We start from the raw sequence: 22,858 nt of genomic DNA, 5'->3' as shown, positions 1-22,858 counted from the left end.
TGGATTCAAAATAGATATGAAAGATCTACTTGGGCAGACCGATGATATTCATATTACTTCTTTTCAACCTGAAACACCAATCCACAAATTACCGCGATAACGCAATAAGACAGTACCAATTCCAGGGCCATAGTTTTAGATAATATATAGCATGTCGAGCAGATACCAATAACTGTAAGTGATATAAGAATTGGTCTTACCCATTTTACATTGACTTTATAACGTCCCAATAAAAACAATGCGAACACATTGGCGAATAATGTGGGTAAAGAAAAAAGTGCCCCGCCGATCAAAAAATATGGGACTAACCAAAGCTCGCCAAGGATAGCATGATTTTCATATCCTCCATAGATAGGTAAAAAGACGGCAGCTATCAATAGAGTTGATAGCCAATGCTTAAAAATATATGACCTGTTCATTTAAAAGACGAATAATCCCCATTACGCTGTATCTCTTACAGCTCACACAAAGCCCTAAATTACTTTGCTGTCCGTACAGCGGTGGAGGAAGTTTTAGCACCCAGCCTGCAAACAACACCTTTGAGAATAAGATATGAGTTGTTCTCTTTAACATAGCAATCGAATTAATTATACCTTCTCAATCTTAAATAATATCCCGGTAACTATTGCTGCGATCGAATAATATATCGCCACTTCCATTGAGCCAACTGTTAAGGCTACTGTCATTGTAATTCCAGCCAATATAACCAGTATTAAAGTCATTTTGATCCAATTTACATTGAGCATATTGTCTTCAAACCAGCTGAATGCCAATATACAGCATACCAACGTAGGAATAGAATAAATTGCGCTGTAGCAAAGCCAAAGTATCGAAACTAGTATTGTCAGACCGATATCTACAGAATTTAACCGATTAAATACCGGGAATATAGACACAAGTATATTACCCAACAGCAGAGTACCTATCCAATGCTTAAAAATATAAGACCATTTTAGACCATTTTGCGCTAGACTTTTCATCGTTTGGTCAACTATGTTTTAAACGAAAGTAATAATTTATGTTTAAAAAATGTGTAATCTTCTGTAAAGTAGCTAAAGTTAACGCGACGCCCATCACAAATTATATCGCTGACTGTGAATATGATAAAAACTAAACCAAAACATCTTCTTGTTTGTTTGCTAATAATATTAGTATTTTTGAGCGCAGCAACTACCAAAAATCAAAAGCCACAATACAGGGCTTTTTAGGCAATTGAAAGACATGGAAAGGAGTATAGTACATTGTGATCTCGATACATTTTTTGTATCTGTCGAGCGCTTGCAGAATAGCAAGCTCATCGGAGTACCTGTGCTCATAGGAGGAAGTAGTGACCGTGGGGTAGTTGCATCTTGTTCCTATGAAGCCCGTAAGTATGGCGTGCATTCCGCTATGCCGATGCGGCTGGCACTACGTATGTGTCCCGAAGCCGTTGTGGTGCGGGGCGATCACGATCGCTATAGTCAGTATTCCAGTATCGTCACCCAGATTATCGAAGAGGAAACCCCCATTGTCGAAAAAGCCAGTATAGACGAGCACTACCTCGATGTCTCCGGTATGGACCGCTTCTTTGGCTGCTGGAAATGGACGCAGGAACTCCGCCAGCGCATTATCAGAGAAACTGGGCTCCCCATTAGTTTTGGTCTATCAGTCAACAAGACCGTGTCCAAGATTGCCACCGGGACCGCCAAACCCTGTGGCGAAAAGCAGGTACAAAATGGTACTGAAAAAGGCTTCCTCGCACCGCTATCTATCCGCAAGATCCCCATGGTCGGCGAGAAGTCCTTTACCTTGCTCCGCAATATGGGGATCTCCAAAATCGGTACCTTACAGCAGATGGAGGTGTTCACGATGCAGAAGGTCCTCGGGGAGAATGGGATCAATATCTGGCGCAAAGCCAATGGGCTGGATGATTCGCTGGTGGTACCTTTTCGTGAACAGAAATCCATGTCCAAAGAAAATACCTTTCAGCAGGATACCATCGATATAGATGTGCTACGCCGTACCCTCATCGGTATGGTCGACACCCTGGCCTTTGACCTGCGCAAAGATCAAAAACTAACCAGCTGCGTCACCCTCAAGATCCGGTATAGCAATTTCGATACCCATACCCAACAGCTGCAGATCGCTTATACCAATTCGGACAGAAAACTTACGGATGTGGTGCTTTCCCTGTTCAAAAAACTCTATAGCCGCAGGATGCTGATCCGTCTTATCGGGATCAAGTTCTCGGGGCTGATCTATGGTTCCTATCAGACCGATCTCTTTGACGATAGCGCCGAGGAGGTCAACCTGATGCAGGCCATGGACAAGATCCGCAAACGCTATGGTGCTGAATTTTTGATGAAAGCCATCTGCGCACCGCTGCCGGAGAAAGGGGGGGAGCATGCTCTTAAATCTACATAGCTATTATAGCCTGCGCTTTGGTACCCTCAGCCTGCAGGATCTTATTTCGGGCATGCTCGCTGGGGGCTATGATACCGCTGTGCTCACCGATATCAATAACAGCTCCGGATCGCTCGACTTTATCAAATTAGGCCGCGCAGCCGGGCTCAACCTGCTTGCAGGCATGGAATTCCGCAGCGGCGATCAGCTCTGTTTCGTGGCCATTGCCAAAAACGAACAGGGCTTCCGTGAGATCAACGAATACCGCACCAAGCTCAATATGGAAAATCGTCCCATACCGGAGCGGTCGCCAGACTTTGAGCAGGTCTTTGTGATCTATCCCTTTCGCAAGCTCAACAGCTTTCCACTGCGTGATTTCGAGTACATTGGCGTCCGGCCAAGCGAACGTACGCGTGCCCAGCTCATGGATCGAAAACTGCTCGATCGCTGTGTGATCCTGGCTACCGTCAGTTTTCGCAAAGCCGACTATACCTTGCATCGGCAGCTGCGGGCAATTGACAACAACCTGCTGATCTCGCAGCTCAATCCGGATCAGGTCGCGGCCGAGGATGAGGTATTTATCCCCCGGGTCAAACTGATGCGCCTGTTTTCCGAACTGCCGCAGCTGCTCGCCAATACAAACCGTATCCTGGGGCAGTGTTCCTTTGGTTTTGATTTTACCAGCGTCAAAAATAAGGCAACCTTTACCGGCAATCGCTACAATGATAAGCAGCTGCTATACAAGTACTGTATGGACGGTTTTTCCAGGCGCTATGGTCGTAATGACCGGGTGGCTATCGAACGTATTCAACGTGAGCTCGAGATTATCGAAAACCTCCGTTTCTCGAGTTATTTCCTGATTACCGACGAGATCTGCCGCTATGCCCGGGGGCGCAATTTCCACTATGTAGGCCGCGGATCTGGAGCCAATTCCGCCGTTGCTTATTGCCTGGGCATCACCGATGTCGATCCCATTGCCCTCAACCTGCCCTTTGAGCGTTTCCTCAACCCCAAGCGCAAAAGCCCACCCGACTTTGATATTGATTTTAGCTGGAACGAGCGTGACGAGATCTATGATTTTATCTTCAACCGCTATCAGACAGGACATACCGCTTTGATGGGCGCCATGAGTACCTTTCGCTCCAGGAGTATCCTGCGTGAACTGGGCAAAGTATACGGGTTGCCCAAGGCCGAGATCGATCGCCTGGTGCATGAGCCCGAGCATATGCTCAACAAAAATGAGGTGACCAACACCATCTTAAGCGTGTACAACCGCATGGCCGATTTCCCCAATCAGCGCACCATCCACGCCAGTGGCGTACTGATTTCCGAGGAACCGCTGACCTGTTATTCCGCCATGGACAATCCGCCAAAGGGATTGCCCACCATGCAGTTTGATATGTATGTGGCCGAAGATATTGGCTTTGAAAAATTTGATATCCTTTCGCAGCGCGGTATCGGCCATATCAAAGATTGCCGTTCCATTGTGCGGGAAAATCTCGGTGTAGTTATCGATACCGACAATCCAAAGCGGTTTTTTGAGGATCCCCAGATCGCTGCACAGCTCAAGTCGGCCAATACCATCGGTTGTTTCTATATCGAGAGTCCGGCGATGCGGCAGCTGCTGACCAAGCTGCGCTGTGATGACTACCTGACCCTGGTGGCAGCCTCGTCCATTATCCGTCCGGGCGTAGCCAGTTCAGGTATGATGGGCGAATACATCCGTCGGCATCATGACCCCACAACGGTTATCCATCCCCATCCGGTGTTTAAAGAACAGCTCGAAGAGACCTACGGTGTGATGGTCTATCAGGAAGATGTGATGAAGATCGCCAATGCCTACGGTGGACTCGATATGGCCGATGCTGATGTGCTCAGGCGCATGATGTCGGGCAAATATCGCAGCAAAGACCATCTGATCGAGATCGAAGATAAGTTTTTTGCCAACTGCAAGACCAAGGGCTATGACGAGCAAGTCAGCAGGGAGATCTGGCGGCAGATGGAAAGCTTTGCCGGCTATTCCTTTAACAAGGCCCATTCAGCATCCTTTACGGTAGAGAGTTATCAGAGTCTTTTCCTCAAGACCTATTATCCGCTGGAGTTTATGGTTGCGGTGCTCAACAATTATGGTGGGTTTTACAACCGCAAAGTCTATGTCAATGAGGCACGGATATCGGGAGGCAATATCTGCTTGCCCTGTGTGAATCAGTCGGTCTTTAATACCTCCATCCGGGAAAAGGATATTTATCTGGGCTTTGATTGCTTGCTCAATTTTGAAGGGAAACTGGCCCATCGCATCATCGCAGAACGGGATGCTAATGGTCATTATCAAAGCTTGCAGGACTTTATCAAGCGGACGCAGACGGGGCTCGAGCAGGTCATTATCTTGATCCGTGTCGGTGCCCTGCGGTTTACCGGGATAGGCAAGAAGCAATTGCTCTGGGAAGCTCATTTGCTAATGAGCAAGCACAGACCTGCCACTGTCGGCATGGCGCTATTTGAGACCGAGAGCCGCCGACCTATTCTTCCGCCTTTGGAGGAGGATATCCTGGAGGACTATTACGATGAGATCGAGCTGATCGGCTTTTGCGTGACTGGTACCTTGTTTGATCTGGCCAAGAGCGATTATCGGGGCGATATGCCAGCTCGGGAACTCCATCTGCATGAAGGAAAAATAGTTCGTCTGGTAGGGGATTTTGTCTGCGAGAAATTTGTCAAGACCAAGCGGGGCGACCTAATGAAATTCGGCACTTTCCTCGATGCCGAGGGACGTTTCTTTGATACGGTGCACTTTCCACAGACACTGGTAAAATATCCGCTAAGAGGAGCTGGAATCTATCTGATCGAGGGTAAAGTTGTTGTGGAATATGCTTGTCCATCGATCGAGGTGATACGCTGTGCTAAGATGTCGCTAAAGCCCGATCCGCGGAGTGAATAATTAATCCTATCTTAGTCCTATGTTGTACAATCCCTTTGAACAAGTCACCAAAAGCTCCTTTCGCGAGCTCGTCGAGTCCGGTTATACCGACTTTGTGCTGCAGCGCTTTGAGTGGCCCGATGTCAAGGAAAGAACAGGCTTCCTGCTCACGCCCTACGATGATAAGGAAAGCGCCGATCAGCATGCCCATCAACTGGGCGCAAAGGAGGGAAGAGCCATGCAGCTGCCCGAGGATGGCGATAAGATCGAAAGTCTACTGGAGACAGGATCAGGCTATCGGATTTTTCTCAATCGTATCAAGGAAAAAAACTGGGATAAGCGTATGCACAAGCTCTACGAAAAAAATATTGTTAATTACCTGCGTACCAAGACCAGGTTTCAGCGCAAAAATCCCATTGACATTCTGTTCTCTCTAGAATATGGCCGGGTAGTGGTTACCATTAGCGATGGGCAGACCCAAAAGAAAGTATTTGCTATAGACATCCTTCGGTAACCCCATCCAGCCTGAACCGAGAAGCCCTGTTTTCTTGCCATAGATCGATCACTATTTACAGCGTAAATTGTGTATATTCGTATCAAAGCCAAACAAGAAAGGACACCATCATGTGCTGGGATATTAGCCTCCATACCGATATTGAGATTATCAAAAAGACCTTTCCGCAACTGCGGGACGAGCGTCGTCAATTGGATTACAATTCCAATACTATTCACTTGGATATACTTTCTGCTGGTTACGAATATACAGAAGGAGAAAACACAGATCTTTAAAATATTCTGGGATAATAGGAGAGGCTGAAAAGAAAAAATTGCTGGATATTATTTACATTGACTTGTCTAATAACATTGTCTTCTAAGATATTACGGATTGTTCGATTGTTTTTTAAGATATCATAAGCAGAAAGCTTGATTTCGAGCTGCTCTTTTTTCAGCATCCGATAGTAGAGTTCGATATTCCAGAGATACTGCTGGTTTGAGGGCAATCCTACAGTATAAAAATTTTTAGCAGCCAACCTACTAATTAAGGTCGTTCGGCTAGGCCAGTTCAACACAGCATCCAGACTCAGATTATGCCCCCCTGTCCGAACCCTGGTCATTCCTATTTTATTCCAGTTTGTGCTAAATGCACCTGACAATCCTATTTTCAGCTGTTCAAGTAGGCCATATTGAGTCCTTGTTTCGAGCTGCAAATCCGTTGACAAACTTTTGTAACGCGCTCCATTGCTGAAAAAATAATATTGGTTAGCATTGAGTCGGCTTGTCAATTCAATGTTAAAGGGCTTATTCCATATTTTTTTGCCTATCTTAAATTGATAATTGCCCTCAATGAGGGGTAGTCCTGTGGCATTAACGGTCTGGGTAAGTATTGCACCGTTTGACAGATAGCTTATATTGTCTGTTAGCGCATTTTTCCGAAGTGAATAGGCTATGTGAAGACGTTGCGACATATTCTTATCGTAACGCAAGTCGATATAATCAAATGAAAATTGATATTGTGCTTCAGCGCGTAAGGTCTTATTTCCAGTACGATTATAGTCTTTCTGAGTACTATCTATTAAGGCGATCAACTGATAAATCCCTGGCTGTTTCAACAGTGAACGATAAGCAAAGGTTAAAGATTTATTTGAGAGTTGAAGTGCCCGCTCATACCTTACAGTTGCTGATGGCAATGTAGATAGAAAATATTGGTCCAGTGACCGAAGCGTATGGCTTGAAACATTTTTTCGGGACAAGGCCTGCAAGCCCAACGCTGTGGTAACAAACAAGCTATTTACACCTTTCCCAGTCGATTTGATAACTCCTTTAGATACGCTTAGCTCTGGCGTCCATATGACTTCCTTTAAGTTGTCTTTATAGGAAATTGCCTCGTTTTTGATCGTATAGGCTTCTTTTAACGTATCAAGAAAAAGGTCAAGCTGATTTTCATTCATTTGATTTAGAATCAAATTACTGCGTATATCTAATATAAGGCTGGGGTACCAATTAAACGCACGTTTTACGAAATTATTAAGTCCTAGATTGGCGTCCAGTTCATGTCGATTATTGCTTTGGTCTGTTTGCTTTAGATGACTGAGAGGGATTTCATTATTGAAAAAAATATCCTCTTGCTGTCCAAGTTGGTTATTTTGCGTTTCAAATTTATAATACAGTTCAAACTTCGAGGCAATAGAATCATTCCGCCTTAAGTTAAAATCCAGTTTTCCTTTATGGCGGTCTTCGTCTCTATAAATGCTTTTATCTAAATTTGATAACAGTTGATTTCCCTGGTCGATCACATTCCGATTATAACGTTGCTTACCACTTGTCTTGTTCTTTTGAGCTTCTGTATTGATACGAAGATCCCATTTATTATTTTTGTACTTTATTACACCTAGGTAAGACTGGTTGATTCCATCACTATTGTGTTGCTGCTTTTCAGCTATATATTGTTTCTGATCTCCCTCAAGGATTCGAATTTCCTGAATATCCGTTATGTTCTCTGATTTTCTGTCATTCAAAAGCAAGTGGATATCAGTGTTTAATTTCTTGTTCCAATTTCGTTCAAATTTAGCACCTCCAATTAAAAATTTATTCAAACCTGTTTGCCCAAACAATGGCGTATTGGATTCAATATTCTCACCCCCTCGCTTATAAACATTTGCTGCCAGAAAATCGCTCAAATTACGAGCAATTTTGTTGGTATTGTTACCGCCCGCAAAAAGACTAATTTGATTTTTCGGGTTAAAAACATTGACTAAAAATGTTCCCTCTTTATGTGCTTCAGTGCCTTCACTGAATGAAACCTTTCCGAATAAACCTCTTTTCTTCTTATTCTTAAGGATAATATCAATTTCGAATTGCTCTTCTTGATGGGCTGCATTTTGCGGGCTTTCATAGACTTTCACTTTTTCAATGGCATCAGAAGGTAGATTTCTGGTCGCGATAGCTGGGTCTCGGCCAAAGAAAGGCTTGCCTTCAACAAGAACTTTAGCCACGTTCTTTCCATTGACTGTAATCTTACCATCTCCCCAAACGATAATTCCAGGTACTTTAGTTAAGAGATCCTCTACAACAGCGTTTGGCTGCAGTAAAAAGGCTTCCGGATTTATTTCCAAGGTATCGCTATTCATTAGTATCGGTGGGCGATTGATAACGACCTCTTCCATCCTCCTCGAAGTCCTGTTAAGGTAGATGTTACCTATATTGATCTCTGTCTTTCCAACCGGCACTGATATATCTATCTCAGCTTTGTCAAATCCAATATGCGATATTCGGATTTGGAAAGTGGAATCTACGAAAGATAGCTTGGCAAGAGTAAAAAAACCGGTATTATTCGTAAATCCATAGTGTAATATTTTGCCATTTTTCTTTTGGTATATGCTTACCGTAGCAGCAGCAATAGGTTTCTTAGCCACGCTGTCAATAACATAGCCCAATATAGCCAACTTCCTGTCGGAAGTGGTTTGGCAAAGGGCCATGATGTGTGTACCTAATAAAAATAAAATAATTAGAGACCTAATCATTTAATATGCTTTTTACATTTTTCAAATAGGCGTCTGTTTGATGAGGATACTCTTTAAAAGGTATAAATATTTTATCTACTCTCAATGGATCAGGAGACAGAACAAAAAGGAAAGGTAAATTCTTATTTTCCAAACTCAATCCTAAATTTTGTTCTTCAATAAAGTAGGGTTGTATTTTTAGTCCTAAATCTTTATATTTAATTCTAAAATCTCTTGGATTCATTCCATCTATGATCATGCACACATGATGTTCACTGCCTGCGAAAAAAGTCTGTAACTTGTTTAATACCTGATTAATACAAAGATGGCAATCATATTGAGAATACCTGAATACTAATAAAGGTTGTTTTGAAGAGAGTTTCTTAATCGATATCTTATTATTATTTATATCCACAATATTGAGCTGTTCTTCTACCGTTTTCCCAGTATTAGGAATGACTAACTCAGGATAGATATCCCAAAAAAAATTACCATTGTCGCTTGCTGTTATCGTATTCTTATTTTTTGCTTTGGATTGTGGAAGCCACGAGGCCCCTATATAGGCAAAAGCTGTAATTATGATAAAATAAAGTATGAAAATATGAATTTTGTACTTTAACATGATAGTTAATATGGTGAATAGTTTTGTTTCAGGTATGATAGTCTTAGAATAATATTGTGTGATTTTCTACTCATTAGTGCTCTTAAATGAGTAGGGAGTAAGCTCTCCCGTTCTGACATTGAGAGTTCTTCATATCTCCGTTTTAACGAAAGAAAAGGTAGTTCAGAGATCAATGCTCCCTGGTCTATACCTATTACAGGGCTTAATCGCTCCACAATAGGCAGGCCTGTTGACAGATCTTCTGTTTTTCTCATATCGAATAAATCTCCTGTCGACAGATGGTACAAAAAAGTACCCCCTTTCGCATTGGGAAATAGATTGAACGTAAGCCAGCTTCCTGATTGGTAGACTCCTTGTATTGAATAAATTATAGACCTATTTAACCGTAAGTATTCATTCCACCGATTGTGATATGCTGCATTACTTAGAAAGTCAATAGGAAGCATATTTGACAATGGTAATATGAATCTATACCTTAAATACGGCACAGCAACGCTGTCTAATCCATAAACTGAATAATCATATGGTCTGGTAAAAAGCATATTACCTCTGTCAGAATGATAGAAATGAAGCCTACTTTCACTCAATGAAACATTTTTCCGCGCAGTGTCAGCTGGTAAATAAGAATTAAGTCTTTTCCCCGTTTGTTCTTCATAGCGAACAAGACTAACAAAATTAAAATCATCATCAAGATGATAGTATAGTCGATAGCCATTGAAAGTTACATAATCTCTATAGTTTCTATTCCGTACTGCGTACACTAAAACATTACTTTTTAGATCCAAGGTGTATGTCCGTGAAAGCATATGATCATCAAACGAAAGAATGTCATTCGTCTTTTCAATAGCAAAGCGAGAAATAGACTTAAATGGCATATTAGTATTGTCTTTATCTAATTTATGACTGAAGCTTCCGTCTTTTCTAAAGAAGAAGAGTGTGTTTAAATTTCCATCTAAAATAATATAGTAATTTTTAGATACCTCCAATTGTGATATTGCTAAAAATTGGGATTTTCGATTCGTTTCAAGAGGAACATATCGAATAGAATCAAATAGTTTTGCGTCTGCTCCTGCACTGGCTGATGCAGGATCTATTCGAATTTCGAGCGTTTTTGTTGCTGAATCCGTCATGAATCTACTGTCGGCTCTGCATATTAAGACTTGAAAAAAGGAAATCAATATAGCGAATAGAATACAGTAAGTATCTTTTTTACTTTTTATCGTCATATACAATTATACTTTTGGGTTTTATTAACGTTAGAATAGGATTTTGGTTATTCCCTTTTTTATACAATGTATTCAAATGGTCAGGTAATGAGGATAAGTACCCTTGAATTTTTATATTACGGGTTATTGCTTGTATAATTTGACTAGCTGAAACCGACGAAATATAACTATCACAATCAACTCCTAAAACAGTGTTATTTGCAATAGGTAGAAAAAAAGTAGAGGAATCAGAAAGATAATTCCTGAAATCAATTGCAACTTCAGATCTAAGGGAGTAAAGAAATGTACTCTTATACCTAGAACCAATCAATCTACACGAGAGCATATCTCCCGCTTTATAAAAATCTGTTATTAAATACACCTTAGATCTGCTGGAATCTAAATATTTACGTCTTTTGTTACTATACTGCTTGTTTGTTAAAAAATCCTCTGGTAGTTTGAACTTTTCTGGTAAACATATATCTACATATCGATTTATTTTTCCCTTCTTGTCGAATTCATAAACAGTATAGTCACCTGGGCGGGAAAACAACAAATTTTCCTTGGATCTAAAAAAATACTTTCGAGCATCATACATATCATTATAATAGATTGTAGAAGGATCAAAAAATAAATAGGAATCTATTTCCTTTTCGCCTTCGTTGACGACGATAGTTGGCGAACTATTTGTATTCGAATTTCTACTTTCATATGAAAAATAATTGATTGTATACTTACCTAAATGATAAAATTCTCGAATGTTATAATCAATCGGCTTTTTATCTCGCATTTTTAAAAAATTTCCAAAAAAATCAAACTCATAAACATTCGGCTTCTGTTGGTCTAAAAAGGATAAAATTTTGCGATTAGGATCTAATGAAAATTTTGCAATGCTATGATACGGAACAGGTATGTCCCGATTTTTTGGACTAATTCTTCTAACAAATTTTCCGTCTTTTTTGAAAAATAAAATTTGATTAGACATTCTGTCCAGAATCAGATATAGGCTATCAATAATCTCGATCTGTGATATTTCTGCGAACTCCGACTCAGGAGTTGTTTCCAATGGAATAAATTTTACAGAATCTAAAAAATCACTTGTTCTTAGAGATAAAAGCTGATCTGGCTGTATTTTTAGGAGACGTAAATCGGAACGCTGATTAACAGCATTCCGATTTACAGAATTTGAACATCCCCACCCTAAAAAAATAAAAAACAAAATAATCGCTGTAACAGATAAATATTTCATTTAGAATAATTATCTCGTTTCAAAACATTCAGGGTTATCTTCTGCTCGACAAGGTACAAATTGGTCGATACAGGTCGAACCATTAACTCGAACCCTTGTTTGAGTACAACTTTGTAACTTGTCTTTTGAATCGCTACAGGTGATATCTTTTGTAACTACTGGCTCTGAGCCAAGTTCATAAGAATATAATGTTCCTATCAGACGGCCCTTTTCATCATACATTTCTTGCGACCCTGTCAATTCGCATGTTGGGCAATCTACGTCAAATGTTTCTGCTACTCGAGAATACTGATTGTATTCGACTTTTGTTATCGAGCAGTTAATAGTACCGGCTGGGGGGTCATCCGAAAAGCTTGTCCCAACAATTAAACAGCTCGTAAGAACTGATAATACACCTAGTTTTTTCAAAAAGTTCATAATATTTAATTCTATTTATAATTAATAAAGGCTAATTTATTTTGGTCAGAGAAAAATAGAATGCTTATACAAATCCTCAATAAGAATAATTATTGAATAAAAGTTTCAAAAATTCAGTTCAGAAATAATAAAACTCTATATGTATAAATTTCCGTCGCAAAACTTATATCGCAAATATAAACTAGAGTAATTAATTAAATATTAATGAATTATTAAGCTTTCCTTGAAAAACATCTCTAATATTTAAAACAACTATAAAATGAGTAACCAGCGCTTTTTCAAAAAACTAGGTGAACTTAAATAACAGCAATTTGATCATGCAAAGAGTTACACTCGGACCAAAATTTATTTAAATGATTCACTTTATTATGATGTTCAGAGATATTCATCCCGTTTTTCGGATTTATATTCAATTATTTCGAATGAAATACCCGATGAATTTAATCTATTCAAAACCAGAAGATTTGAATAAGGTATTGTGGTTTGCTTAATCTGCTCGTTAGTAAAGACAAGTGATTTTTCTTCTTTGGGTTAACGGAAGTTTATTCCGATCCCTTCAAAGAATTGCAAACCTCGACTTTTCGGTATCTCTCCCATACCGCTTACATACCGCTCGTTTCCCTCCGATAGCCACATCAGCAGCCATACTTTTGCTATACATATAAAAACAAAAGAATATGGCAAATCAATTTTTAGTTAAGGAAACGATGGCAGCTATGCGAGGCTTATCTGCTGCTGAAAACACAGCTTTACAAAACGGAACTTATGACGGTGTACAACTATTGGGGTATTATGCAAAAGGGGATACCCCGGCACCGATTATTTATTATCTCACCCCAACGATTCTTGACCCCGGTTCGGATAACGGTGGAAGCATTATTGAATTGGGGGGAATCAAACTTATCCACCATTTTATGGACCATGTACATGTATCGTATTTTGGCGCGACAGGACAAGGGTTGGCGGACGCCACGGAAGGTATCCAAAAAGCAGTGAATTATTCAGCTACTAGAAAAATACCATTGCTGTTTGCTGAGAAGACGACGTATATCACAAAGGCGGTTATCAATCTACCATCCAACACAACTTTATACTTTAATAAGTCCATTGTACAAAAAACCGTTCAAACCGATAAGGACGCAATATTTGCTTCAGTCAATTCGGCGAACATTACGATTAATGGATTAATAGCGGAGGGATCGTTAACTAGCAACGGTTCGATTGGTTATTCAGATATTTCTTCTTCTTTACGGTTTGACAGCTGCACAGATATTACCATAGATGAATTCAATTTATCAAAGATGACATCAGGACTGAGAATCTATTATTGCACCGGATTAAAGGTAACGAATGGAACGATACATAATAATATTTTAACAGGAGTGAGCGGCTTTGTTAATAATTTTGAGCTTGATAATATCCTTTTTAAAGACAATGGTTATTTGGTAAATGGAGATACTCACGACGTTTATTTAATCAATAGTTCGAATGGTGTTTTCAGAAATATTACGTTTGACACTGCTATCGATCCCAATTCGTACAATTTGGAAGTCAAATATTCCCTTCAAGACAAAAAAGACGATCTGATAAAAGATAGTTTTGATAAAATGGAAGATATTCTAGTAGAAGGATGTCGGTGGATAAGTGGTAAAGGTATGGATTTGGTAGCTGAAGCCCCAGCAGCTTCAAATAGAAGACCTCTCAAGCGAATCACAGTGAAAGACTGCGATTTTGGAACTACAGGCTGGGCGAGATTCACTGGAGTAGAAAATTCTTATTCGATAAATAACAAAGGCAATATACTGCAATATAGCACATCGAGTACCTATGCAGGTCATACACCAAGTTTTACCTCTATTAACGATACTTTTGAAATTGTTTACTGCAATAGTCTATCCGCGCATTATGCTACCGATGTGGATAATGTACAATTTATAAATACTGTCGTTAATAATAAATCTGGAGCGGCATTTCGATATTATGAACCATCTGCAACACCACCTGCTTGCACAATAGTGAATCCCACTATTTTAAATAATTCCCCGAAAGCTTTTGACGCACAGTTTGTTGCTTCTATCGGCAACGGAAGGGTGGCTTGCGTAGGAGGAGGGCTGGCTGATAAATACAAGAGAAATATGCCCTTAAATTATATTAGCGGTAATAATATAACACCAGATAATAGCAAAGGTGATAATGAAGCAATCTTTCTTCGGGTTGTTGATTCGCCTACAGTGATCAATGCACCTGTAAGCAATATTAATAACACGAAGATGAGAATCGTGTTATTAACAGCTGGGATACCTAACTATAAAACCGTCGCATTTTCAGAATCTGCTTATAAACTATCTCAAAATACAATTACTGCTTTGTCTGCCAATACTTCAGGAAGTCTCATGGAATTGGAATTTTTGTGTTATAATGGCGTTTGGTACCAAACAAATGATACATCATGGTCCAATGCGTTATTTACGACCAATATCAAACGAAACATTGCGGTAGTCAGCGCAAATATCCCAACTTTTACAGACAACCTGGATGTAATTTTATTGGACGCCACATTAGGAAATAGAACCATTAATTTGCCGACAACAAGTAAGGATGGACGTTCGCTTCTGATTAAAAAGATTGATAGTTCATCAAATACAGTAGTTATAAGTCCAGCCACAGGTCATACGATAGATGGGGCCACTGCTGTTACGTTGAGTGCTGAAGGGCAGTTATTAGAAGTTATATTTAAAGAGAACCGATGGCATACAATCGCGAAAATACCAGTTCTAGCAAATACCTCGACCGCGGGATTGGTGAAGCAGGCAACAGTTAGTACGGATTCAGCAACTGTACCTAGTACCACTTACACTCAAAGTGAAGTAGAAGGAATCTTGCTTGAACTTCGGGATCTGAAAACAAAGTTAAGGAATGCAGGGGTTTTGGCGACCTAGTTGCGACTGATTAAACCAAAATGAAAAAGCAGTATTCGACCAGAATACCGCTTTTTTTGTTCAATATTGTACCGCTTAAACGGTGAAAACACGGACTTTTCGGTATCTCTCCCATACCGCTTAAATACACCTTAATTTCCTCGGATAGCCTCGGTAGCAGCCATACTTTTGCTATACACATAAAAACATAATAATATGGCAAATCAATTTTTAATTAAGGAGACGATGAAGCTTTGCGGAATCTATCCGTAACTGATATAGACGGATTGAAAGGGAACAATCCTATATATGTAGGTGTCCAGTTATTGGGGTACTTACAATTTCGCTTTTGTACTGATAGAACGAGTGCCGATAAGATCTCGTTTGCGAATCCAAAATTATCAATAGTTTGGGAAGGTTATTGTCTAAAATTTGGCTAAACAAATTGGAAATGTGACAACCAGTCCGCTCGGCTATCTTTACGGATATTAAAAAGGTCTTATAACAGCCCTTATAATTGGTGTTTTAAGGGGCTTAGAATCAAATGCTAGACCCCTTAAATAGATGCTATTGATTATCGAGTATCTGCTTTTGGGATGCTCATAATAAACGGTAAGGAACTTCAACTGCTGCTACAATAGACCCTCCCAATAGAACAGTAACAAAAGGGTTTACTCCCAATAACAGGCCAATAACGATGATCGCGCCGCAAATAATGTACGAAAATCGGACTGTCCATGCCATAATGATCTTGGAGAGGGGGTTAAAGACAGAGTTAAAACTCTCAGAAAGAAGAATTGTTCTTATTTCATTTGATAATAAAGTAAGAGAAATCACAATAGCAAATTTCAAATCAGAAAGAAACCCTTTCCAATGATTTTTTTCTGATAGGATTATTGCTAGAATCAAACCGCCAATTACGGTTGCGGCTACGTTTGAGATAAAGTCTTTTGACATATTCATATTCAAGTTTTTGATTTATCTTCTAAGTTACTTAATTGATTTTTTTGTTACGATTGTGGGCCAAAAGAAACTGTAATAAGCAAACTATTTGAATAGCTCAATTAGACCTGAAAGTCGACTTTGCTTGGGATATGCTAGCAAATTTTAACGAATTAAATTTTAATTAGGAGAATTTCTGTAAAATGCTAGCATATTTGCTGTTTGTAACTTTTACGATATCTCTGGAAATCTTTCTATGGTAGTCAAAATTAGCGTAGGGAGAGGTTTTGGTATATGGAAGTCTTTTAGCAAAGTTGTGTTTTGATCAATACTTTCGATGAAATGATCATAACTATTTCGGATGACATGTCTATCTTTATGTAATGAAAACCAATTGTTGGTTTCACGGCTAGACAGACCAACATAGTAGCCAAATTGCTTCCCTCTGCCGGTTCGGGGGAAGCTTTTTTGTTTTAGGGCTGCAACAATCGAGGCATAGTGTTGTCGTTTTGTACAATGTCAGGTCATCGCTTTAGATATTCATCTACAATCGGCGGGTCAGCTTCCGCCCAGTCGTAGTTCCTTAATTGAGCAGCATCTACCCATATTGCCTGAGCATGTTCCAGCGCTTTCACTTCTCCTGATTTTAGGCTGCATACAAAAGGGGAGAGCTGCAGCGAAAAGTCAGCATAGTGGTGCTCTATTATGGTAAGGGCACTATGTATGCTAATATCAATATGGAGTTCGTCTTTGATTTCTCTGTGTAGGCATTCTTCTTTAGATTCTCCGGTTTCGATCTTTCCTCCCGGAAATTCCCATTTCAATGGAAGCTTCATCGAAGCTGATCGTTGGCATATCAGTATTTTGTTGGCGTGTTCTATAATCGCACAGGTTACTTGCAGTCTTCGTTAATTTGATCTATCTGCTGAAAAACAAATGTTTAACAGGAATAGCACTTTTGTTTTTAAAATTATTATCACTATTATTACATAATTGAAAAGTCAATAGTTAAACCTAAGTAATTGTAAAGTTAATTAGGTTGCCAAAAAATTAACGAAATCCTATAACGGAATACTTCTAGTATAAGTAAATTTTATGATTTCTAAAAAAAATTGGATCGAAATTTTAAAGATAGCTCTATTTCCAGCGATTATATTCTTGTTGGCTGTGATTTTTAGTAGTCGAGCATTTTCTTTAGGAGCTATGATCTCTTTTTTCTTTGTTTTATTTCGGAGTAAGGCCAAATTGAAACCTAAGTTGTGGTTATCAATATTGATAACAATAGCTTCATTTTGTATCGCATTTATATTGAAACTTGACTCCTCTTTGGGTAGGATATTGATTTATAAAGTTTCGTTTAAGGCTTTTTGTGCTAATCCATTTGAAGGAATAGGCTGGAATGGTGTATATAGTAAATATTTATATCTACAAAGTTGTTATTTTGCTGAAACACCCTTTTATGAAAAGGAATTATTACTTGCGGATAATACCCATTACGTTTTTAATGAATATTATCGTATAGTAATAGAAAACGGAATATTAACGTTAATACCTCTATTTTTTTTCTTTTTTTTTAGTTTAAAAGCGGTAAACTGTGCATTGGACAGAAATAACAGTTTTTTGACGCATTTTTTTTCTAGTACCTATATCTCCATTATTGTTGCATCATTTTTTACCAATACTATTAGTCGAGATCTTATTTGGTCGGTATTGGTTATACAGTTATACTTAAATTTAATTACAATCAAAAAAAATTCAAGGGGATGTGTGATATCATTTAATATTTTATTACTTTTAATGGTAATTTGTTTATCAATCAATCATAATTTAACCGAAAAATATTTTTTAAACCTTAAACAACAAGCGCAGAGTGGAGAGTTGAGCAATGCTGATGTTGAATTAATGAAGAGTAAATCAAATTTTTTAAGCACTGATTTTGAGGTGGAAAAATTAAAAATTATTTCTATTTATTACACAGAAAGTATGGAGTGGGAAAAAGCCTTTGAAGCGACTCTCAAGCTTTCTAATGCAAAACCTTTCAATGTAATATATTCAAGGTTGGGTATGATTTGCACTCATTTAGGAAATAAGGCAGAAGCAGAGAGATACTATAAGTTAGCAGTATATTCCGTGCCAAATCGATTTTCAACTAGATTAGAACTGTTTAATTTTTATGTAGAAAATAATGAAATTGAGCTAGCAAAAAAAACTGGATTAGAACTCTTGAATTTGCCAGTTAAAGTTAATTCTGTAGATGTTATAAAAATAAAGAAATATGTAAAATCAAAAATCTCAAATTTATGAAAAGAAAATTTTATCGAAGCTTTATTCTATTATTTATTCCCATTTTATTACTAGCAGCCTGTACAAGAGATTCGTTCTTAGAGTATTTGGCAAATAAATTGGATTCTGAAGATCCTTTTGTAAAAGAAGCAAGGGAAAGCTTTGAAAGTGAGTATAATCTGACAGACGTTAATAAATTGTCGAGTTCCGCCAACAATAAAATAGGTCTAGTTGAAAAAATTAAACTGACCCCAGCTTGGCAGCTGTCGAAAAATGCAAATACCAAAACTTATAATGCTATAGAAGTTCCAATAGCTAAATCTAAAAATCAAATTGCGTTATATAACTTTGATAATATAAAATCGGACAAGAAATCTGACAAAATAAGAGTGCAGAATAGCTTTAATAGGTTGCTGTTTTACAAAACTAGAAGTGGGAGGAAAATAAATCTTGTCTTAACTTATGTTCCTGATTATCAGTATTTGGAAAGTAACTCTGACGGGTATTCCCGGAAAAGCATTCAATTAAAATCTGTTCGAACAAAGGGATTTTCAGGTTATATTGAATATAAGAGATTGGATGGAAGAAAGCTATTTGTGTTCCAATTGAAAAACGGCAAAGTTGAGAAGAGAAAAGTATTCTTGCATAATAAACAGCGATTGTACGAATCCAGTCAGGTCTCTTCTGAAAACAATAGTGTGCCAGTTGTAAAGTCTAACACGCCAAAAACCATGCCTTCTGCTAAAAATACTCTAATGGCCGGAATTGGAGAACAGGAATGTGAAGAATGTACTCCAATTTATCAACAGGCCTGTTTGGGGGATGTAGAGGAAGGTAGTGAAGATGAGGTTTGTGGAGATTGGGTGGAAATGGGCGAAGAGTGCTTTTCGGTGGATTGCCCTCCTGATGGTACCGATGATCCATATCCACCCTGTTATCCCGATTGTGAAGATCCTTGTGATGATCCCGATCAATTTTATTTATGTAATCCTGAAAACCCTTATCCGCCAGAAGATGAAGTGTATGATTGCAATGGTGATCGTTTTGGGACTGCGTACTATGGACCTTGTGGATGTATGGGAGGAAATACTGGTATATATGAATGTCCGGAAGATCCATGTGATGAAGTCAGGGCATTGAATTCCATGGCATTTTTTAATACCTTTATGACTAATTTAAGAACAAACACAAGTGCAAATTTTGAAGCTGCTTATTCTTTTAAAATGGATGGCTCCTTTAATTATGCGCAGGGAGCTAATGGGCAACATTTTGTTTCTATGGGTGTAACCAATCCAATCGATGGATATATTCATAACCATTTTTCTGGGGGCATCCCCAATTTTTCAGATGGGGATATTGAGCTATTAAAAGTTCTTTATGATAATAATAAAATTAATAATGTAGATGTATTTACTTTAGGTGTTACTACTAATCAGGGAACGGAATATTTATTGAAAATTTCTAATCAAAGTCAATTTTCAAGCTTTATGTCAAATTTAAATGACGCCACATATTTTAATAATTGGTCTAATAGCTATTTTAATAACGCGCAAAATTATCAAACAATTAATGGGATGAGTGAAGTGAACGCTTATGAAAGATCATTTCTTGAAAGTATTCAGGGTAATGGAATGCAATTATTTAAAAAGGATTTTTCAGATGGGAATTATGATCCTATCAAAGTGTCCAATGGAGTTATCATACCCGATCCATGTTAAATTCAATAAAAAAGATAAAAATGAAAAAAGGAGCAATTTTATTTATGATGGTTTTAATCACAAGCTTTGGTTTCTCACAATCTAAGGATAATAGAGATGAATCAGGTAGGCACCTAAAGCCAGCTGGATTAAACAAATTTTACGGTACATGGAAGTATGAGGGGCACGGTGATGTGTTTACCATAGTTTTAACAAAAGACGAATATTATAACAAGAATAGTGGTGATAAATTGGATTTCGCAGTAGGTTACCATTCCTATAAAAGAGATGGTGTAATGATTGATGGTTATGATGTTGGTGGTAATAATACCATCACTACAGGATCTTTTGATAAAAAAGTAAATAATGAAAATATATTGTCTTTTCGATTTAGAGAAACTAAAAATCGTGTCAATGCCCGGGGAACCTTGACCTATGTGAAAGGGAAGCCTGATAAATTAATCTTTAAACTCGTGTTGTCAGAAGGTGGGGGAATGATAAGTATAGATGGAAAAGGTGGTCAATATAAACTTCATGTTCCCAATAATATTGAGTTGAAAAGAGTTAAATAGAAAAAAATAAATATACAGTGTGCGAGCTTACTTAGGGAACTCTTTCTTAAAAGTGATGTTTTGAACAACATTTTCGATAAAATGAACAATAGCTATTTCAGATAACGTGCTTATCTTTATGTCAAGACAAATGACATATAGTTTGCGGGCTATGCAGACCAACTCGTTAGCCAAATTGCTTCCCTCTGCCGGTTAGGGGGAAGCTCTTTTGTTTTAGGACTGCAACAACCGAGGCATAGTGTTGTCGTTTTGTACAATGTCAGGTCACCGCTTTAAATATTCATCTACAATAGGCAGGTCAGCTTCTGCCCAGTCGTAGTTTCTTAATTGAGCAGCATCTACCCATATCGCCTGGGCATGTTCCAGCGCTTTTATTTCTCCTGATTTTAGGCTGCATACAAAAGGGTAGAGCTGCAGCGAAAAGTCAGCATAGTGATGCTCTACCATCGTAAGTGCGCTATGTATGCTAATATCAATCTGGAGTTCCTCTTTAATTTCTCGGCGTAGGCATTCTTCTTTAGATTCTCCGGTTTCGATCTTGCCACCCGGAAATTCCCATTTCAATGGAAGCTTCATCGAAGCTGATCGTTGGCATATCAGTATTTTGTTGGCGTGTTGTATAATCGCACAGGTTACTTGCAGCATAGTGGCTCAAAGTTAATGATTATCTTGTATGAAGCAATCGGTCGTAAAGAATACCCATTTTTAATTACTTCTATAATTAGCTGTTTTTATGTAAGTTTGGACATACCATATTGTGATGAAAGCATATAAAGAGCATATCGAAATTATTAGAGAAGCTTACGGCACCCGTTTTGAGGCCTGGCGAGTGCTCATTGATCCTAAGGAGAAGTTATATCCAGTTTATTGGAAATGGGACGAAGGTAAATTTGAGAACAGGGATTTTGCTATTTTAACGATGAAACGTCGATACCCGGCTTTAGAAATTAGATTTCATCAATCCTGATATGTTGATGATTTGAAAATGATTTTCTATTTTGTCTCCTTATGAACGAGGATCTGCAAGTTTATCTCAATGCTTTCGCCCGTGTGAAAAGGGCAAATACAAAATATGGATTGGCACCACATAAGCCGATACTGTTCCTGACTTTGGTCGAACTGATCGAGAAAGGTATTGTACTTAACAACCGCTTTGAAGTCAATGTCGATCTTGTGGGATTGTTTCAGGAAAACTGGCGCCTGCTGGTACGTACATCAAATCAGCCCGACTTCACGCAGCCCTTTTATTATTTGCAGTCTGACAAAGCAGCAGGGCAGGGCTTCTGGGCTCTGTATCCAAATCCCGGCTTTCAGATCAATGCGCATATCAAAAGTGTAAGGATCCTTTCGGAGGTAATAGCCTATGGTGCATTCGACGATAAGCTGGCTATTTTGCTCAGTGATCCATTGAATCGCGCTGCAGTTCGTGATCAGCTACTTTCTGTTTACTTTCCAGAGGAGCGGCTAGCATACTATCACCATAAGGAACTGAATGACGGCTTTTACCATGAAGTACAATCTTTGGTGCTGAATGAGCCCGAGGCACAGTACAAACATATTTCCATTCAGACCGAGGAAGATGTGTTTGTCAGATCGGGGTTGTTCAAACGCTATATCCCGCAGCTCTATCAGGATACCTGCGCCATGACAGGCATGCGGATGCGGTCTACTTTCAAATACAATTTTATTGATGCGTGCCATATTGTGCCTTTTGCGGTGACGCATGATGACAAGGTGACGAATGGGTTAGCACTATGCCCAAACCTGCATCGTGCATTTGATAGGGGACTGGTCAGTGTTGGAGAGGATTATACCATTATTGTTTCCGCTCATATTGACGAGCTGGTAGACCATCCCTATAGTTTATCGAAATTGAAAGGAAGGACAATTTTGCTCCCTCAGGTAAACAGGTATTATCCATCGCAGGAAAACCTAGCTTGGCATCGTGAAAATGTTTTTAAAGGATGATATAACTATTTCCAGAGTTTTCTGGTTTCTAAGAATAGCTCAACCTGATTCAGTACTTTAGGTAGGTTTTTCAGAATATCCTGCGTCCAGAACCGAAATACCACATAATCCATATCGCGTAGGGCTTTAATGACACGGACATCCTTGTGCATATTCCGTTCGATCTTGGGAATCCATAAAAGACGG

21 protein-coding genes are annotated in these 22,858 nt (G+C 38.8%); 10 read left to right on the top strand and 11 right to left on the bottom strand.

Annotation, left to right across the window (positions count from 1 at the left end; translation table 11 throughout):
* Positions 1–53: 53 nt before the first annotated feature.
* On the bottom strand, positions 54–419 hold the full coding sequence (locus ABTV71_RS17525) for a hypothetical protein (RefSeq protein WP_433900478.1): 366 nt from the start codon (positions 417–419) through the stop codon (positions 54–56).
* Positions 420–587: 168 nt separating this feature from the next.
* A complete protein-coding gene (locus ABTV71_RS17520) occupies positions 588–980 on the bottom strand; it encodes a hypothetical protein (RefSeq protein ID WP_433900477.1) in 393 nt (130 codons plus the stop codon).
* A 241-nt stretch (positions 981–1,221) separates the two neighbouring features.
* Between ABTV71_RS17520 and dinB the strand changes: the two genes are divergently transcribed.
* The 4 genes from dinB (at position 1,222) to ABTV71_RS17500 (ending at position 6,088) form a co-directional block, all read left to right on the top strand.
* Positions 1,222–2,403: a DNA polymerase IV gene (gene dinB, locus ABTV71_RS17515; RefSeq protein WP_433900476.1), complete on the top strand. Its 1,182-nt coding sequence runs from the start codon at positions 1,222–1,224 to the stop codon at positions 2,401–2,403.
* On the top strand, positions 2,384–5,320 hold the full coding sequence (locus ABTV71_RS17510) for a DNA polymerase III subunit alpha (protein ID WP_433900475.1): 2,937 nt from the start codon (positions 2,384–2,386) through the stop codon (positions 5,318–5,320). The genes dinB and ABTV71_RS17510 overlap by 20 nt, the downstream gene beginning before the upstream one ends.
* 19 nt (positions 5,321–5,339) lie before the next feature.
* A complete protein-coding gene (locus ABTV71_RS17505) occupies positions 5,340–5,813 on the top strand; it encodes a hypothetical protein (RefSeq protein WP_433900474.1) in 474 nt (157 codons plus the stop codon).
* A gap of 110 nt (positions 5,814–5,923) precedes the next feature.
* Positions 5,924–6,088: a hypothetical protein gene (locus ABTV71_RS17500; RefSeq protein ID WP_433900473.1), complete on the top strand. Its 165-nt coding sequence runs from the start codon at positions 5,924–5,926 to the stop codon at positions 6,086–6,088.
* Here the strand turns inward: ABTV71_RS17500 and ABTV71_RS17495 are convergent.
* The 5 genes from ABTV71_RS17495 to ABTV71_RS17475 form a co-directional block, all read right to left on the bottom strand.
* Complete coding sequence (locus ABTV71_RS17495; protein ID WP_433900472.1) at positions 6,085–8,820, bottom strand: carboxypeptidase-like regulatory domain-containing protein; 2,736 nt, start codon at positions 8,818–8,820, stop codon at positions 6,085–6,087. The genes ABTV71_RS17500 and ABTV71_RS17495 overlap by 4 nt on opposite strands.
* Positions 8,813–9,421 carry a hypothetical protein gene (locus ABTV71_RS17490; protein ID WP_433900471.1) on the bottom strand — a complete coding sequence of 203 codons (609 nt, stop codon included), beginning with the start codon at positions 9,419–9,421 and terminating at the stop codon, positions 8,813–8,815. Before ABTV71_RS17490 ends, ABTV71_RS17495 begins: the two co-directional genes overlap by 8 nt.
* Positions 9,422–9,426: 5 nt before the next feature.
* Positions 9,427–10,551, bottom strand: a complete 1,125-nt coding sequence (locus tag ABTV71_RS17485) for a 6-bladed beta-propeller (RefSeq protein ID WP_433900470.1) — start codon at positions 10,549–10,551, stop codon at positions 9,427–9,429.
* Positions 10,552–10,630: 79 nt separating this feature from the next.
* Positions 10,631–11,875, bottom strand: a complete 1,245-nt coding sequence (locus ABTV71_RS17480; RefSeq protein WP_433900469.1) for a 6-bladed beta-propeller — start codon at positions 11,873–11,875, stop codon at positions 10,631–10,633.
* Positions 11,876–11,884: 9 nt separating this feature from the next.
* Positions 11,885–12,292 carry a hypothetical protein gene (locus ABTV71_RS17475; protein WP_433900468.1) on the bottom strand — a complete coding sequence of 136 codons (408 nt, stop codon included), beginning with the start codon at positions 12,290–12,292 and terminating at the stop codon, positions 11,885–11,887.
* A 677-nt stretch (positions 12,293–12,969) separates the two neighbouring features.
* Between ABTV71_RS17475 and ABTV71_RS17470 the strand changes: the two genes are divergently transcribed.
* Complete coding sequence (locus ABTV71_RS17470) at positions 12,970–15,231, top strand: hypothetical protein (RefSeq protein WP_433900467.1); 2,262 nt, start codon at positions 12,970–12,972, stop codon at positions 15,229–15,231.
* A 579-nt stretch (positions 15,232–15,810) separates the two neighbouring features.
* On the opposite strand, the gene ABTV71_RS17465 is transcribed toward ABTV71_RS17470, so the two are convergent.
* Complete coding sequence (locus ABTV71_RS17465) at positions 15,811–16,167, bottom strand: hypothetical protein (protein ID WP_433900466.1); 357 nt, start codon at positions 16,165–16,167, stop codon at positions 15,811–15,813.
* 509 nt (positions 16,168–16,676) lie between these two features.
* Positions 16,677–17,054 carry a (deoxy)nucleoside triphosphate pyrophosphohydrolase gene (locus ABTV71_RS17460; protein ID WP_433903717.1) on the bottom strand — a complete coding sequence of 126 codons (378 nt, stop codon included), beginning with the start codon at positions 17,052–17,054 and terminating at the stop codon, positions 16,677–16,679.
* Between the two features lie 193 nt (positions 17,055–17,247).
* On the opposite strand from ABTV71_RS17460, the gene ABTV71_RS17455 reads away from it, so the two are divergent.
* Genes ABTV71_RS17455 through ABTV71_RS17445 form a run of 3 tightly spaced genes read left to right on the top strand, consistent with a single transcriptional unit; the run spans position 17,248 to position 20,704 of the window.
* On the top strand, positions 17,248–18,456 hold the full coding sequence (locus tag ABTV71_RS17455; protein ID WP_433900465.1) for a hypothetical protein: 1,209 nt from the start codon (positions 17,248–17,250) through the stop codon (positions 18,454–18,456).
* Positions 18,453–20,153, top strand: a complete 1,701-nt coding sequence (locus ABTV71_RS17450; protein WP_433900464.1) for a hypothetical protein — start codon at positions 18,453–18,455, stop codon at positions 20,151–20,153. The genes ABTV71_RS17455 and ABTV71_RS17450 overlap by 4 nt, the downstream gene beginning before the upstream one ends.
* Positions 20,154–20,173: 20 nt before the next feature.
* Positions 20,174–20,704 carry a DUF6705 family protein gene (locus ABTV71_RS17445; RefSeq protein WP_433900463.1) on the top strand — a complete coding sequence of 177 codons (531 nt, stop codon included), beginning with the start codon at positions 20,174–20,176 and terminating at the stop codon, positions 20,702–20,704.
* 264 nt (positions 20,705–20,968) lie between these two features.
* Here ABTV71_RS17445 and ABTV71_RS17440 read toward each other — a convergent pair whose 3' ends face one another.
* Positions 20,969–21,349, bottom strand: coding sequence for a (deoxy)nucleoside triphosphate pyrophosphohydrolase (locus ABTV71_RS17440; RefSeq protein ID WP_433900462.1), 381 nt, complete (start codon positions 21,347–21,349; stop codon positions 20,969–20,971).
* 115 nt (positions 21,350–21,464) lie between these two features.
* Here ABTV71_RS17440 and ABTV71_RS17435 point away from each other — a divergent pair, with 115 nt between their 5' ends.
* Both ABTV71_RS17435 and ABTV71_RS17430 read left to right on the top strand, forming a co-directional pair.
* The gene (locus tag ABTV71_RS17435) at positions 21,465–21,671 is read left to right on the top strand and encodes a hypothetical protein (RefSeq protein ID WP_433900461.1); all 207 of its coding nucleotides are present in this window, start codon (positions 21,465–21,467) and stop codon (positions 21,669–21,671) included.
* A 41-nt stretch (positions 21,672–21,712) separates the two neighbouring features.
* Positions 21,713–22,672, top strand: coding sequence for an HNH endonuclease (locus tag ABTV71_RS17430; RefSeq protein WP_433900460.1), 960 nt, complete (start codon positions 21,713–21,715; stop codon positions 22,670–22,672).
* 5 nt (positions 22,673–22,677) lie between these two features.
* On the opposite strand, the gene ABTV71_RS17425 is transcribed toward ABTV71_RS17430, so the two are convergent.
* Positions 22,678–22,824, bottom strand: a complete 147-nt coding sequence (locus tag ABTV71_RS17425; RefSeq protein WP_433900459.1) for a hypothetical protein — start codon at positions 22,822–22,824, stop codon at positions 22,678–22,680.
* Between the last annotated feature and the right edge of the window lie 34 nt (positions 22,825–22,858).

The sequence above is a fragment of the Sphingobacterium puteale genome (assembly GCF_050986225.1).
GTDB lineage: Bacteria > Bacteroidota > Bacteroidia > Sphingobacteriales > Sphingobacteriaceae > Sphingobacterium > Sphingobacterium puteale.
This window is presented reverse-complemented; position numbering and strand designations above follow the sequence as displayed.